The sequence below is a fragment of the Citrobacter enshiensis genome (assembly GCF_029338175.1).
GTDB classification, from domain to species: domain Bacteria; phylum Pseudomonadota; class Gammaproteobacteria; order Enterobacterales; family Enterobacteriaceae; genus Citrobacter_D; species Citrobacter_D enshiensis.
The window spans coordinates 351,039-364,907 of the sequence record NZ_CP119862.1 but is presented as its reverse complement, the minus strand read 5'-3'; the positions used below and the strand labels follow the sequence as shown (position 1 = coordinate 364,907).

Annotated in this window: 12 protein-coding genes; 5 read left to right on the top strand and 7 right to left on the bottom strand. The window is 54.5% G+C overall.

The genetic code is table 11. The features are described 5' to 3' along the window. Positions 1-26: 26 nt before the first annotated feature. Entirely contained in the window at positions 27-599 is a 573-nt protein-coding gene (gene ppiA, locus P2W74_RS01625; RefSeq protein WP_162383502.1) for a peptidylprolyl isomerase A, read from the bottom strand. A gap of 265 nt (positions 600-864) precedes the next feature. Between ppiA and tsgA the strand changes: the two genes are divergently transcribed. The 5 genes from tsgA to cysG all read left to right on the top strand — a co-directional run bounded on the left by tsgA (position 865) and on the right by cysG (position 7,579). Further along, entirely contained in the window at positions 865-2,046 is a 1,182-nt protein-coding gene (tsgA, locus tag P2W74_RS01620; RefSeq protein ID WP_276293662.1) for an MFS transporter TsgA, read from the top strand. 284 nt (positions 2,047-2,330) lie between these two features. Continuing rightward, on the top strand, positions 2,331-4,874 hold the full coding sequence (gene nirB, locus P2W74_RS01615; protein WP_276293661.1) for an NADPH-nitrite reductase large subunit: 2,544 nt from the start codon (positions 2,331-2,333) through the stop codon (positions 4,872-4,874). Further along, positions 4,871-5,197, top strand: a complete 327-nt coding sequence (gene nirD / locus P2W74_RS01610; protein ID WP_192610748.1) for a nitrite reductase small subunit NirD — start codon at positions 4,871-4,873, stop codon at positions 5,195-5,197. Before nirB ends, nirD begins: the two co-directional genes overlap by 4 nt. 187 nt (positions 5,198-5,384) lie before the next feature. Continuing rightward, positions 5,385-6,194, top strand: a complete 810-nt coding sequence (gene nirC / locus P2W74_RS01605; protein ID WP_276293660.1) for a nitrite transporter NirC — start codon at positions 5,385-5,387, stop codon at positions 6,192-6,194. Between the two features lie 11 nt (positions 6,195-6,205). Then, entirely contained in the window at positions 6,206-7,579 is a 1,374-nt protein-coding gene (gene cysG / locus P2W74_RS01600; RefSeq protein ID WP_276293659.1) for a siroheme synthase CysG, read from the top strand. Positions 7,580-7,631: 52 nt separating this feature from the next. Here cysG and P2W74_RS01595 read toward each other — a convergent pair whose 3' ends face one another. The 6 genes from P2W74_RS01595 to P2W74_RS01570 all read right to left on the bottom strand — a co-directional run bounded on the left by P2W74_RS01595 (position 7,632) and on the right by P2W74_RS01570 (position 13,824). After that, complete coding sequence (locus P2W74_RS01595; protein ID WP_276293658.1) at positions 7,632-8,726, bottom strand: aminotransferase class I/II-fold pyridoxal phosphate-dependent enzyme; 1,095 nt, start codon at positions 8,724-8,726, stop codon at positions 7,632-7,634. A gap of 16 nt (positions 8,727-8,742) precedes the next feature. Beyond that, positions 8,743-10,101: a YhfT family protein gene (locus tag P2W74_RS01590; protein WP_276293657.1), complete on the bottom strand. Its 1,359-nt coding sequence runs from the start codon at positions 10,099-10,101 to the stop codon at positions 8,743-8,745. An 8-nt stretch (positions 10,102-10,109) separates the two neighbouring features. Further along, positions 10,110-10,472 (bottom strand): DUF2620 domain-containing protein, encoded by a 363-nt coding sequence (locus tag P2W74_RS01585; protein ID WP_192610743.1) that lies wholly within the window; start codon positions 10,470-10,472, stop codon positions 10,110-10,112. An 87-nt stretch (positions 10,473-10,559) separates the two neighbouring features. Then, a complete protein-coding gene (locus tag P2W74_RS01580) occupies positions 10,560-11,438 on the bottom strand; it encodes a phosphotriesterase-related protein (protein ID WP_276293656.1) in 879 nt (292 codons plus the stop codon). After that, positions 11,435-12,661 (bottom strand): phosphopentomutase, encoded by a 1,227-nt coding sequence (locus P2W74_RS01575; RefSeq protein ID WP_276293655.1) that lies wholly within the window; start codon positions 12,659-12,661, stop codon positions 11,435-11,437. Before P2W74_RS01575 ends, P2W74_RS01580 begins: the two co-directional genes overlap by 4 nt. Beyond that, complete coding sequence (locus tag P2W74_RS01570; RefSeq protein WP_276293654.1) at positions 12,661-13,824, bottom strand: YhfX family PLP-dependent enzyme; 1,164 nt, start codon at positions 13,822-13,824, stop codon at positions 12,661-12,663. Before P2W74_RS01570 ends, P2W74_RS01575 begins: the two co-directional genes overlap by 1 nt. Between the last annotated feature and the right edge of the window lie 45 nt (positions 13,825-13,869).

Below are 13,869 nucleotides of genomic sequence, written 5' to 3'. Positions count from 1 at the left end.
GCATCAGCAACCCGCGCAAAATGCGATTACGGCAGAACTTTCGCGGAAAGGATGACAACAGGTTTTGACGGAACGTTTTGATAAGGCCCCACGTCGTGGGTCTGGACCTGGGAGATTTTGTCCGCCACATCCATTCCTTTCACGACTTTACCGAAAACGGCATAGCCGAAGTCACGCTGGCCGTGATCGAGGAAAGCATTGTCCGCTATGTTGATAAAGAACTGGCTGGTGGCGCTGTCTTTGTCGGCCGTGCGCGCCATCGCAATGGTGCCACGGGTGTTACGCAAACCGTTATCCGCTTCATTTTTGATTGGCGGGTTAGGTTTCTTCTGCTGCATTTGTTCGTTAAAACCGCCGCCCTGAACCATAAAACCAGGGATCACACGGTGAAACGTGGTGTTATTGTAGAAACCACTGTTTACATAATCGACAAAATTTTGCACTGAAACAGGCGCTTTCTGGCTATTCAGCTCCAGCTCAATATTACCGGCAGAGGTTGTCAGCAGGACGTGTGGATCACCTTTCGCTGCCAGCGCTGCAGGAGAGAGAGCAGAAAGAGCGAGAACAGCTGCAACAGCCGCCAGAGTCGATTTGAGCATGAGATTTCCTTAACGAGAGCAGAAACAAAAGCAAGTGGATTGATTCTAAAGAGCCTTCCATGACAAGGCCATCCCTTTACTTAATTTTACGTATCGGAGCCTCATGTCATGTCAGGCCGCTTAAATTTTGTGACAAATATCACTTTAAAAAATGCAACAATTACATCAATTACTAATAAATATTTAAATGCGTCACTAAAGCGCCTAAAATCTGCCCGCCCATTGCGCTGTCAACGCGCTTTACACCTCTATACACAGGCCAGTCATGACTAACAGCAATCGTATCAAGCTCACATGGATTAGCTTTCTCTCCTACGCCCTGACAGGTGCGTTGGTTATTGTCACCGGAATGGTGATGGGAAACATTGCAGATTACTTCCATCTGCCTGTTTCCAGTATGAGTAACACCTTCACCTTCCTCAATGCCGGTATTTTGATCTCTATTTTCCTCAATGCCTGGCTGATGGAAATTGTCCCGCTGAAAACACAGCTGCGTTTTGGCTTTATCCTGATGCTACTGGCGGTTGCCGGACTGATGTTCAGCCATAGCCTGGCGCTGTTTTCTGCCGCTATGTTTGTACTGGGGCTGGTCAGCGGTATCACCATGTCGATCGGTACGTTCCTGATCACGCAGATGTACGAAGGTCGTCAGCGCGGTTCACGACTGTTGTTTACCGACTCTTTCTTTAGCATGGCAGGGATGATTTTCCCGATGGTCGCCGCGTACCTGCTGGCGCGCAGCATTGAGTGGTACTGGGTTTATGCCTGCATCGGTCTGGTCTATGCCGCCATTTTCGTTCTGACCTTCGGTTGTGAATTCCCGGCGCTGGGTAAACATGCTCAGAAAACCGAAGCCCCCGTGGCGAAAGAAAAATGGGGCATCGGCGTGCTGTTCCTGTCCATTGCCGCACTGTGCTACATCCTCGGTCAGCTGGGTTTTATCTCCTGGGTGCCGGAGTACGCCAAAGGTCTGGGCATGAGCCTGAATGATGCCGGTACGCTGGTCAGCGATTTCTGGATGTCGTACATGTTCGGGATGTGGGCGTTCAGCTTCATTCTGCGTTTCTTTGACCTGCAGCGCATTCTGACGGTGCTGGCAGGGCTGGCAACCGTGCTGATGTATCTGTTCATTACCGGCACGCCAGAACATATGCCGTGGTTTATATTGACGCTGGGCTTCTTCTCCAGCGCCATTTATACCTCCATCATCACACTCGGCTCACAGCAGACCAAAGTCGCCTCGCCAAAGCTGGTTAACTTTGTTCTGACCTGCGGCACCATCGGCACGATGTTGACCTTTGTGGTTACGGGGCCAATTGTGGCGCACAGCGGCCCGCAGGCGGCGTTGATCACCGCGAATGGTCTGTATGCGGTCGTCTTTGTGATGTGTTTTATCCTCGGATTCGTCACCCGTCATCGTCAGCATAACGTCCAGGCAGCCCACTAAGTTCTCCTGCCCCTTTTCGTCCTGAAAAGGGGCTTCTTCTCCCCTCCTCCTGAAGGCGTAAATCTCAAAATCGCCTGTGGTAGCTGCTAACTCCCTAAAACCCTTCAATTTGTATGTTATTTATACAAACACGAAAAGCCAGACAATTCCGTGACTTAGAAAAATGCTGACAAATCAGCAATATACCTCTAAAGGAGTATATAAAGGTGAATTTGATTTACATCAATAAGCGGGGTTGCTGAATCGTTAAGGTAGGCAGTAATAGAAAAGAAATCGAGGCAAAAATGAGCAAAGTCAGACTCGCTATTATCGGTAATGGTATGGTCGGCCACCGCTTTATTGAGGATCTACTTGATAAAGCGGATGCGACCCAGTTTGATATTACCGTCTTCTGTGAAGAACCCCGCAAAGCATACGACCGTGTCCACCTGTCTTCTTACTTCTCCCACCACACGGCTGAAGAGCTGTCGTTGGTGCGTGAAGGGTTTTATGAAAAGCACGGTGTGAAAGTTCTGGTGGGCGAGCGTGCCATCACCATTAACCGCCAGGAGAAGGTTATCCACTCCAGCGCCGGGCGTACGGTCTATTACGATAAGCTGATCATGGCGACCGGTTCCTATCCGTGGATCCCGCCGATTAAAGGTTCCGAAACTCAGGATTGCTTTGTTTACCGCACCATTGAAGATCTCAACGCCATTGAGTCCTGCGCCCGTCGCAGCAAACGTGGGGCCGTTGTTGGCGGTGGTCTGCTGGGTCTGGAAGCTGCAGGTGCGCTGAAAAATCTCGGCGTCGAAACGCATGTGATCGAATTTGCACCGATGTTGATGGCTGAACAGCTGGATCACATGGGTGGCGAGCAGTTACGCCGCAAAATTGAAAGCATGGGCGTGCGCGTGCACACCAGCAAAAATACCAAAGAGATCGTTCAGGAAGGGACCCAAGCGCGCAAGACCATGCGTTTTGCCGACGGCAGCGAGCTGGAAGTGGATTTTATCGTCTTCTCCACCGGTATTCGCCCCCGTGACAAGCTGGCTACCCAGTGTGGTCTGGACGTCGCTCAGCGCGGCGGTATCGTGATTAACGACGCCTGCCAGACCTCTGACCCGGATATCTACGCGATTGGTGAATGCGCCAGCTGGAACGATCGCGTATACGGTCTGGTCGCACCGGGCTACAAAATGGCGCAGGTCGCCGTTGATCATATTCTCAAAAACGAAAACGCCTTTAAAGGCGCGGATCTGAGCGCCAAGCTGAAACTGCTGGGCGTCGACGTGGGCGGTATCGGCGATGCGCATGGCCGCACGCCTGGCGCACGTAGCTATGTCTACCTTGATGAAAGCAAAGAAGTCTACAAACGACTGATCGTGAGTAAAGATAACAAAACGCTGCTCGGCGCGGTTCTGGTCGGCGACACCAGTGATTACGGCAACCTGCTGCAACTGGTGCTGAACGCCATCGAACTGCCGGAGAATCCGGACTCGCTGATCCTGCCAGCCCACGCGGGCAGCGGTAAGCCGTCCATCGGCGTGGATAAACTCCCTGACAGCGCGCAGATCTGCTCCTGCTTCGACGTCACGAAAGGTATGCTGGTTGCCGCCATCAACAAAGGTTGCCACACCGTTGCCGCCCTGAAAGCGGAAACTAAAGCGGGTACCGGCTGCGGGGGTTGTATCCCGCTGGTGACTCAGGTGTTGAATGCCGAACTGGCGAAACAGGGCATTGAAGTGAACAACAACCTGTGCGAGCACTTCCCGTACTCTCGCCAGGAGCTGTTCCATCTCATCCGGGTGGAAGGCATCAAAACCTTTGAAGAACTGCTGGCGAAACACGGTAAAGGCTACGGCTGCGAAGTATGTAAACCCACCGTTGGCTCTCTGCTGGCCTCCTGCTGGAATGAATACATTCTGAAGCCGCAGCACACACCGCTACAGGATACCAACGACAACTTCCTGGCCAATATTCAGAAAGACGGCACTTACTCCGTGATCCCGCGTTCCGCGGGCGGTGAAATTACCCCGGAAGGCCTGGTGGCGGTTGGCCGTATCGCCCGTGAATTCAATCTGTATACCAAGATCACCGGGTCTCAGCGTATTGGCCTGTTTGGCGCGCAGAAAGACGACCTGCCGGAAATCTGGCGTCAGCTGATTGACGCGGGCTTTGAAACCGGTCATGCGTACGCGAAGGCGCTGCGTATGGCGAAAACCTGCGTCGGCAGCACCTGGTGTCGTTACGGTGTAGGTGACAGCGTCGGCTTCGGCGTTGAGCTGGAAAATCGCTACAAAGGCATCCGCACCCCGCACAAAATGAAATTCGGCGTTTCCGGCTGTACCCGTGAGTGCGCGGAAGCCCAGGGTAAAGATGTCGGTATTATTGCGACGGAAAAAGGCTGGAACCTGTACGTCTGCGGCAACGGTGGGATGAAACCGCGCCACGCCGATCTGCTGGCGGCGGATATCGACCGCGAAACGCTGCTCAAATATCTCGATCGTTTCATGATGTTCTACATCCGCACGGCAGACAAACTGACACGTACCGCACCGTGGTTAGATAGCCTGGAAGGCGGTATTGAATACCTGAAGTCCGTCATCATCGACGACAAACTGGGTCTCAACGAACACCTGGAAGAAGAGATGGCGCGTCTGCGCGACGCCGTCATCTGCGAGTGGACAGAAACCGTCAACACGCCGTCTGCGCAGGTTCGCTTCAAACACTTTATCAACAGCGATAAACGCGACCCGAACGTGCAGGTCGTTCCTGAACGTGAACAGCATCGTCCGGCAACACCGTACGAACGCATTCCGGTAACTCTGGTGGAGGAGAACGCATGAGCCAGTGGAAAAACATCTGCAAAATCGATGACATTCTGCCTGCAACCGGCGTCTGTGCGCTGTTAGGCGAAGAGCAAGTCGCTATTTTCCGTCCTTACCATAGCGACCAGGTGTTTGCGATCAGCAACATCGATCCCTTTTTCGAATCCAGCGTGTTGTCTCGCGGGTTAATTGCAGAGCACCAGGGGGAGTTGTGGGTCGCCAGCCCGCTGAAAAAACAGCGCTTCCGCCTGAGCGATGGCCTGTGCATGGAGGACGAAAGTCATTCCGTGGCGCACTACGAAGCCCGTGTTAAAGACGGCATCGTACAACTGCGCGGTTAATGCATTAACGGGAGGTGCAACGCCTCCCTTATTTGACGTAATTGGTAGGCCTTTTTTCGTAGGCCTGATAAGCGTAGCGCCATCAGGCAAATGGCATAAGCACATTGCCGGATGGCGGCATAAATGCCTTATCCGGCCTACGTACGATTGTTTTTTTATTATTTATATTTCAAGGGTAATCAAACACATGTTCACAGACACTATCAACAAGTGTGCGGCTAACGCTGCGCGCATCGCACGCCTGTCGGCGAATAACCCGCTCGGCTTCTGGGTTAGTTCTGCAATGGCGGGGGCCTATGTCGGTCTCGGTATTATCCTCATTTTCACCCTCGGGAATCTGCTCGATCCTTCTATCCGCCCGCTGGTAATGGGTGCAACCTTTGGTATTGCGTTGACGCTGGTGATTATTGCCGGTTCTGAACTCTTCACGGGCCACACCATGTTCCTGACGCTCGGCGTCAAAGCAGGCACCATCAGCCACGGGCAAATGTGGGCTATTCTGCCGCAAACCTGGTTGGGCAACCTGGTGGGGTCGGTGTTCGTCGCGCTGCTGTATAGCTGGGGCGGCGGTAGCCTGCTGCCGGTCGATACCAGCATTGTTCACTCGGTTGCCCTCGCCAAAACGACCGCCCCGGCCAGCGTGCTCTTTTTCAAAGGCGCGCTGTGTAACTGGCTGGTTTGCCTGGCAATTTGGATGGCAATCCGTACCGAAGGCGCTGCGAAATTCATCGCCATCTGGTGGTGTCTGCTGGCGTTTATCGCCTCTGGCTATGAGCACTCCGTTGCCAACATGACCCTGTTCGCCCTCTCCTGGTTTGGTCATCACAGCGACGCGTATACCTTGTCCGGGATCGGTCACAATTTGTTGTGGGTAACACTAGGTAATACTTTGTCCGGTGTCGTGTTCATGGGATGGGGTTATTGGTATGCTACGCCGAAATCGGAGCGTCCGGCTCCGGCAAAAATCAACCAAACTGAGGCTGCTGCCAATAATTAAGGGGTAATGTCGTGGATCATTTGCCTATATTTTGTCAACTACGTGACCGCGACTGCCTGATCGTCGGCGGGGGTGATGTCGCAGAACGCAAAGCGCGGTTACTGCTGGAAGCCGGTGCCAGACTCACCGTCAACGCGCTGGCGTTTATTCCGCAGTTTACCGTATGGGCAAATGAAGGCATGTTGACCCTGGTTGAGGGGCCTTTCGACGAAGCGCTCCTTGACCCTTGCTGGCTGGCCATCGCGGCAACCGATGACGATGAAGTGAACCAACGCGTTAGCCGCGCTGCCGAAACTCGCCGCATTTTCTGCAATGTGGTCGATGCGCCGAAAGCCGCCAGCTTCATTATGCCCTCGATTATTGACCGTTCGCCGCTGATGGTGGCCGTCTCCTCAGGTGGCACATCGCCGGTTCTCGCACGCTTGCTGCGTGAGAAGCTTGAGGCGATGTTGCCCCAGCATTTAGGCCAGGTTGCGCAGTACGCCGGACAACTTCGTTCCCGGGTGAAACAACAATTCGCCACGATGGGCGAACGCCGTCGTTTCTGGGAGAAACTCTTTGTCAACGACCGCCTGGCGCAGTCGCTGGCCAACGACGATCGCCAGGCCATTGAGCAAACCACGGAGCAGATGCTCAGCGAGCCGCTGGATCACCGTGGTGAAGTGGTGCTGGTTGGTGCCGGACCTGGCGACGCCGGTCTGCTCACCCTGAAAGGATTGCAGCAAATTCAGCAGGCCGATGTGGTGGTGTATGACCGCTTAGTCTCCGACGACATCATGAACCTGGTCCGCCGCGATGCTGACCGCGTCTTCGTGGGCAAACGAGCGGGATATCACTGCGTACCGCAGGAAGAGATTAACCAGATCCTGCTGCGTGAAGCCCAACAGGGTAAACGCGTCGTGCGTCTGAAAGGCGGCGATCCGTTTATTTTTGGTCGCGGCGGCGAGGAGCTGGAAACCTTATGCCACGCAGGGATCCCCTTCTCGGTGGTACCTGGGATTACGGCGGCCTCAGGCTGTTCAGCTTACTCCGGGATCCCACTGACCCACCGCGACTACGCGCAAAGTGTCCGTCTGGTCACCGGGCATTTGAAAACCGGTGGCGAACTGGACTGGGAGAATCTGGCGGCCGAGAAGCAGACGCTGGTGTTCTACATGGGGTTAAATCAGGCGGCGACTATCCAGGAAAAGCTGATTGAGTTTGGCATGCAGGCTGATATGCCGGTTGCGCTGGTTGAGAACGGAACCGCCGTGAAACAACGCGTGGTTAACGGGGCGCTGTCGCAGTTAGGTGACCTGGCACAGCGTGTTGAGAGCCCGGCGTTAATTATTGTCGGTAGAGTGGTTGCTCTGCGCGATAAGCTGAACTGGTTCTCGAACCATTAATGTAAAAAAACCGGGAATTTCCCGGTTTTTTTATGCCTGTCGTCACCGGGTGCTAGCCAGCCATGACCTGCCCAATGCTTTCCCGCAAGATTCGTAGCACCGTCTCCTCGCCGCTACGGTTTGGATTAATACGGATCGCGTACTGTTCCAGACCCGGCGCGGCTTCGCGAAACGTCCCGGAGAGACGATAAAACAGCGGCGGGATCTCATATTTTGATTCCGCCCCCACCGGGTAAGGCAGCGCCCCGCGTTTATGCGCTTCTTCCAGCACTCTCCCGGCAATCGGGTGATTGAACTCCACGATCAACACTTTCGACTGCGCGTTGGCAATCACCGCCTGCTTCACCTCCGGCAAACTCCCGCCATTGAGCCGCGCGAGTAAACGCTCGGATACCCCCGCCTGCACGGCATGCATCACGGGCGCAAAAACCAGTCCACGCAACACCTCCAGCGCTTGTGCGCCCTGGATCTGGCTACCGCCGGAATACAGGGTAGAGCGGATTTTAGCGATAGCGTCGGCCTCCCCAACAACCGCCCCCACGCCTTCAGGCCCGAAGAGTTTAAAGCAGGAGAACGTAGAGAGCGTGGCCCCGCATTCACACCCGATGCTGCCCACTTTCATGACGGCATAGTTGTCATCAGTCAGCGTAGGAACCCCGCTGTGTGCGATCTCCTCCAGCACCACCGTCAGCGAGTAGCTATCCTTAGGTTGCTGTCGTGTATGCTGAACCAGCGCCGCCTGAGGGCGGTACTGTGCAATAGCCTGCGTTATCGCGCCGGGAGTATTGAAATCGGCGCGGATGAGTTCAATACCCATCTGTTCAATGATGCACGCAGTGGTTGGATACACCGGCGCATCATGCACCAGTAGCCGCTGACCGGGCCTGAGCAACGCGCTCAACCCCGCGCGAATAGCACCGGTACCCGCTCCCTGCACCAACACGGCCGCCTCGGCGTGAAACGCGTCGGCCAGGACCTGCTCGACACGCTGCGTTACCCGGGGCTGGTTTAGCCCCGGCACAAGCCCTAAATCGCCGCCTGCCAAAAAATCAGCACCGGGAAAATGGCGGCACAGTGTGTCCACCAGCGCAAATTGCTTCTCCTGAGCCTCCATCAGCGTCAGGCTTTGTAATGGATAGGTTTCCATGGCGATGACCTTAGGGTTACACAATCCCGATAAAGTAGAAGAGGTTAGCCAGTATCCCGACGGCAATCGTGGCAACCGGACCAATAGACATCTCCACCAGCGGTCTACGGGACGTTCGGTTAAGCAGATAAATGCCTGCGACGATCATAAATCCCATACCCGGTAAAATGGCATTAGACGCAATCATCCCACCCACCAGCAGTGACACTTCCAGCATTCTTGTGATAGCGGTACGGATATGATCGCCACACGCTTTGACACCTGGATATTTGTCCAGCCAGATCGCCGTTCTGGCGAGCAGTCTAATCTCCAGGAACATAATGACGCCGCCCGCAATGAACGCTATCAAAGGGTTGTTGGTCGCCAGGCCTGCAACAAAAACAAACTTCATGCCTTCCGGGCTGTAGACACCTGTTGCAATTGCCGTCATACCGACCAGAGGGATAAAGCTGATCGCTCGCGCCAGTGCCACCAGCATGGCACTGGTTTGCTCTCCCTGCGCCATCAGTTGCAGCGAAACGGGGCCTTCTGCCAGCAAACTGAATGACATCGAACCGGCCATCGCGCATAAGCCGCCGCTGAACACCAACAGCCATTTGTTCTTCTGGATGCGTTCTATACGTGCCGAAAAGAGGCCCACCAGCATCTCATTCGCGCCTTTCGTCTTTACCCCATCCGCATTTTCTGACGTCGCAGGGCGCTCTTGCATGGTGAAATAGAACATCGCGATCATCGCGAGCAATAGCGCAATACCGTTCGGGTCAAGCTTGACGGGTTTCTCAATGCGCCCGCCGAAACTGATGCTGCCAAAAGAGTGCGCGACCAGATACCCCACCAGTGTCGCGACCAGCACCCACATGCCTTTTTTGTATCCGTACTGATAACCGACAACCAATGCAGGAAAGAGGGCGAAACAGACAATAATCGGGTCTCCCACCTGGCTGAGGTTATTCATAAAATTCACGGGCATCATGTTGAACAGATCAACAATTGAACGCAGCCCAACCATCAGCGCCACGCCATAAACGGCACCAATGACGCCGGAGAGCAGGAAGCCACGGCGGCTATTGTTACACCATGTGCCCACCACATCGGTTCCCAGCAGCAGGCTATGCACCAGAATAATCGGCGCGGTCAGTGAAAATGGCAGCCCAAATCCAATGACCAACCCGAAACTCAGTGCAAAGCTGGTTGCCGCCAGCGTTTTGTGATCCATTCTCCCTTCGAGATATTCAGGCATCAATGGACGCAGGCCATCATGAAAAACAGCGATCCCCCGGTTGGCCATCATTGCGCACAGTCCGCCAATAAGCGCTATGAGCCCAGCCTTCATGGGATCGATGGTTAACAGACGCATCAGAAAATCATGTTCCATTTTTCCTCCTATGCGCCCAGGATTGCCTTGATAATTACCGGGACAACGATTTCAGTGTCCTGCCCCGTGAAACCGAAGGCTTTTTTCCCTGCGTTTACGCCTGCAATAATCTCTTCATTTGACAGAATTTTTCCCGGCATGCCGACGGTAATACATTGGCTGGCCCCCGCAATCGCAATCGCCATTGCCAGCGCCCCGCCGCCACCGGTATTACACGCGCCGAAATAGTAGTCTGCCGCGCCACTTTTTAATGCCATGGCCGCTTCAATGTCCCCCATGACAGTGACTGAGGTCGCACGATCTCCCGCTTCACGGCGGACTGTTTCAGCTATTTTTTCTTTCTCAATCTGACCACCAATCACGATTTTCATTGTCTGTTTCCTTATTGATATATTTCTATCGCTAATACGTTATTAAAAACGGCTACCCTCAACGTGCGCAGCCTCAATCAAACCGACCTACTGGAAGAAACGAGCAGGGTTATCACGTAGCATCATGTCCACATCGACCTGACTGAATCCTGACTGGCGCAGTTGTGGGACAAAGGTGGTTAACAGGTAGTCGTAGCCATTACCGCCGTTCACTTTCAAATGTGACCGACGGGTAATATCCATTGAGAGCATCACGCGATTGAGCAAACCGCGATCGCGAAGCACATGCAGCATCCCAATACGTTTCTCGTCCGGGTAGTAGCTGTTTTTACCGATAGTGTCGAACTGCACGTACGCACCGAGATCGATCATGCGCAAGATATTGTCGAGGTTATCTTTTAGATCGCAGTGACCAATCACCACTCGAGAAAGGGAGACGCCCTGCGTTTTCAGTAAGGCCAACTGTTCCAGGCCCATGGTGCCGAACGAGGTGTGCGTCGAGATCGGGCGCCCGGTTTCATTGTGGGCACGCGCGGCAGCAATAAAGACCTTTTCTTCCAGCGGCGTGATCACACCCTCGCTGGAGCCGATTTCAGCGATGATCCCGGCTTTCAGTTCAGTGCCATCGATGCCGTCGACAATTTCATCGACCATCTCCTGAGCCAGTTGATCCACGCTGCGGGTCGCGACGTGTTCAGGGAAAAATGCATTCTGGTAATACCCCGTGCAGGCCACCACATTCATTCCCGTATCACGCATTAGATCGAGCATAAATTGCGGGTTACGCCCCATGTAACGGTTGGTCATCTCAATGATGTTGCGCACGCCCAACGCCATCAGATCTTTCATCTCCTGGCAGATGAGATCGTACTGATCGAACCGGCAGTCGAGATTATTTTTGAACCCGGAGAGATCGATATGCAGATGCTCGTGGGCGTAGGTGTAGCCTGAGGTATCAATGCTCATAACGCGTCTCCTGTGAGCCGTAGTGCCGAAAGAAAAGAGGTGCCGTTTTGCGGGGCTGCGGCGCCAAAGAATTCGCATACTGTGGCTCCCACATCTGACAGCGTGGCGCGAACGCCTAACTGAGCGGGTTCCAGCCCCTGTCGATACACCAGCACCGGCACCACTTCACGGGTGTGGTGACTGTGACCAATCGTGGGGTCGTTGCCGTGATCGGCCATGACGACCAGGTAATCATCCGGCCCCATATCAGAAAGAAGGCGCGTTAGATTACTGTCGACGACCTGCAGGCGTTCCGCATAACGTGCGACATCCTCGGCATGACCGGCGAGATCGGTTTCCTGGATGTTGGTGCAAATAAACGCGGTCTGTTCCGCGTTAAATTCATCTCGAGTGATATCCATGATGCGCTGGCTATCGACCAGGTTTTGCCAGCTGCGGCCATGTGGATTGCTGACAATATCGGCCACTTTTCCAACCAGTACGGTCGGCACGCCGACCTCATGCAGCTTCTGCGGAACCTGAACCTGCGCATCAACGCCATAGCCCATGTGAACCACCTGAAAACCGTTTTCATACGCCCCCGAGCGCGGCGCATTGATGCCGATGAAGCGTTCCGCTTTTGTCTCAACGGCATCCAGGATCTGTTGGCTGTCTTTCAGCATGCCGCCAAAAGCAATGACCCGCCCAACCTGCGCATGCTCACGCACAGTGCGGCCAATCTTCACCACCTCGTCGAAGTCAATGACGGAAAGGTTGGCGGTAATGTTGTAGACCTGCCCCAAATCTGCTTCGAGGTTATCGCCAATCGCGACCGCCTGATTCACCCACAGAAACGCCAGCCCATCGCCACGTCGCTCCACCTGCCAGCCTGCAGTTTTCAGCGCCTGCTCAACGCGCCCAATAACCTCGCTAAACGGCATGCGTAGCGGCGCCTGGGGTCGCGAGCCTAAAATCTCCTGATGCCCCATGAAGGTATCGCCCCCTTCATGTTGCAATTCCGCGACGCCCCATACCGCAGATTCGGACGGTTTCATCACGCCTGGCGTGTACCCCAGCGCATTCATCAACCCCAGCTTTTCCAGCGTTGGCAGACGTAACTGCGGCTGCTGACTCAGGATATGCCCGCAGGTATTCGCGCCAGCATCCTGCGGTCGGATCTGCGCGACATCCTTCATTGCCCCGACGCCGAAGCTATCAATCACTACCACCACGAAACGAGCCATTAGTCCTCCAGAGGATTTCCGAGACTGTCATAACGGGCGACAATCTCAGGCGCGCCACGCTGAATACCGGACACCAGCACAACGTCACTGCGCGTCACGAAGATTTGTGTTCTAAAACAGAGCACAACGGCACTGCTTACCGGGAACTCCCCGGCAAGCGGCAGGTAATAATCAATACTGCTGTCATCGACAGGTTTCAGTTGCGTCTCAACCGGCGCGTCATTTTCATGGGCAAACACCAGCGCATTACGCGCATGCCCGCGACGGTAATAACCGCCGCCATAGCAATAGCTGTCGCCGCGAAAATGGTGAGAGATCTCGCTCAGCCAAAGCATCGCAATGCGCTCAGACTGGTCGCCCTGTTGATTAGAAGGAATCGTGCCGGTCAACGCATGGCCAGGCTCTGCGTGAGTGACGCCGTACTTTGCCAGCAGTGGCAGAGAGGCGCAGCTGGTCGCAGAAGGGGCATTCAGTTGTTCGATAGCGACGCCCGACGCTTCCAGTTGCCGTCGCGCATCGACCAGCGTATGCAGGTTTGGCGTCGGTACGGTTTCACCTGCCGCCTCATCCCAGAGCAGACAGGGAAAATGCGTTAATCCGCTCAGATGCAGACCCGGTAACCGTTGAACCTCAGCAACAATCTCATCCAGAGTGGCCAGCGGGAAACCGCTTTCCTGCCCGGGGTAAAGAAAGTCATTTTCGCCATACACTTTGAGCATCACCGCCTGCGTCTGCCCGGCTTTCACTGCTGCTGCAGAGACTTCCCGCGCTTTCTCTAACGAAAACAGCGTGATGACATCCGTATTTTGTTGTACTGCCGCATCAACGAGTCGGGACGGGATCTGCACCAAATGACCCTGATGCGCGATCGGCAATCCGGCGCGGCGCAGGGTTCGGCCCTCTTTATAGTCCACCACGACAATCCCGGCATAACCCAGCGCCAACAGCTTTTCCGCCAGCCAGGGATTTCGCCCAACCTGCTTGGTCATCAGATACAACGTGATGCCGTGTTGCTGAGCGACCTCAATCAGGCGCTTACCATTTTCCAGAACCTGGTCAACATCAATCACCCAGCTATCAGGGACAATCTTCCCTTGTTGCCATAGCCGGAGCGCGGCGGTAATAAGCGCAGGGTTCTGACGTTTCAATGCGTGTATAAACATCTTTAAGCCTCGTTTCCAATCCCTGATTTAAACATTCATTTTTTT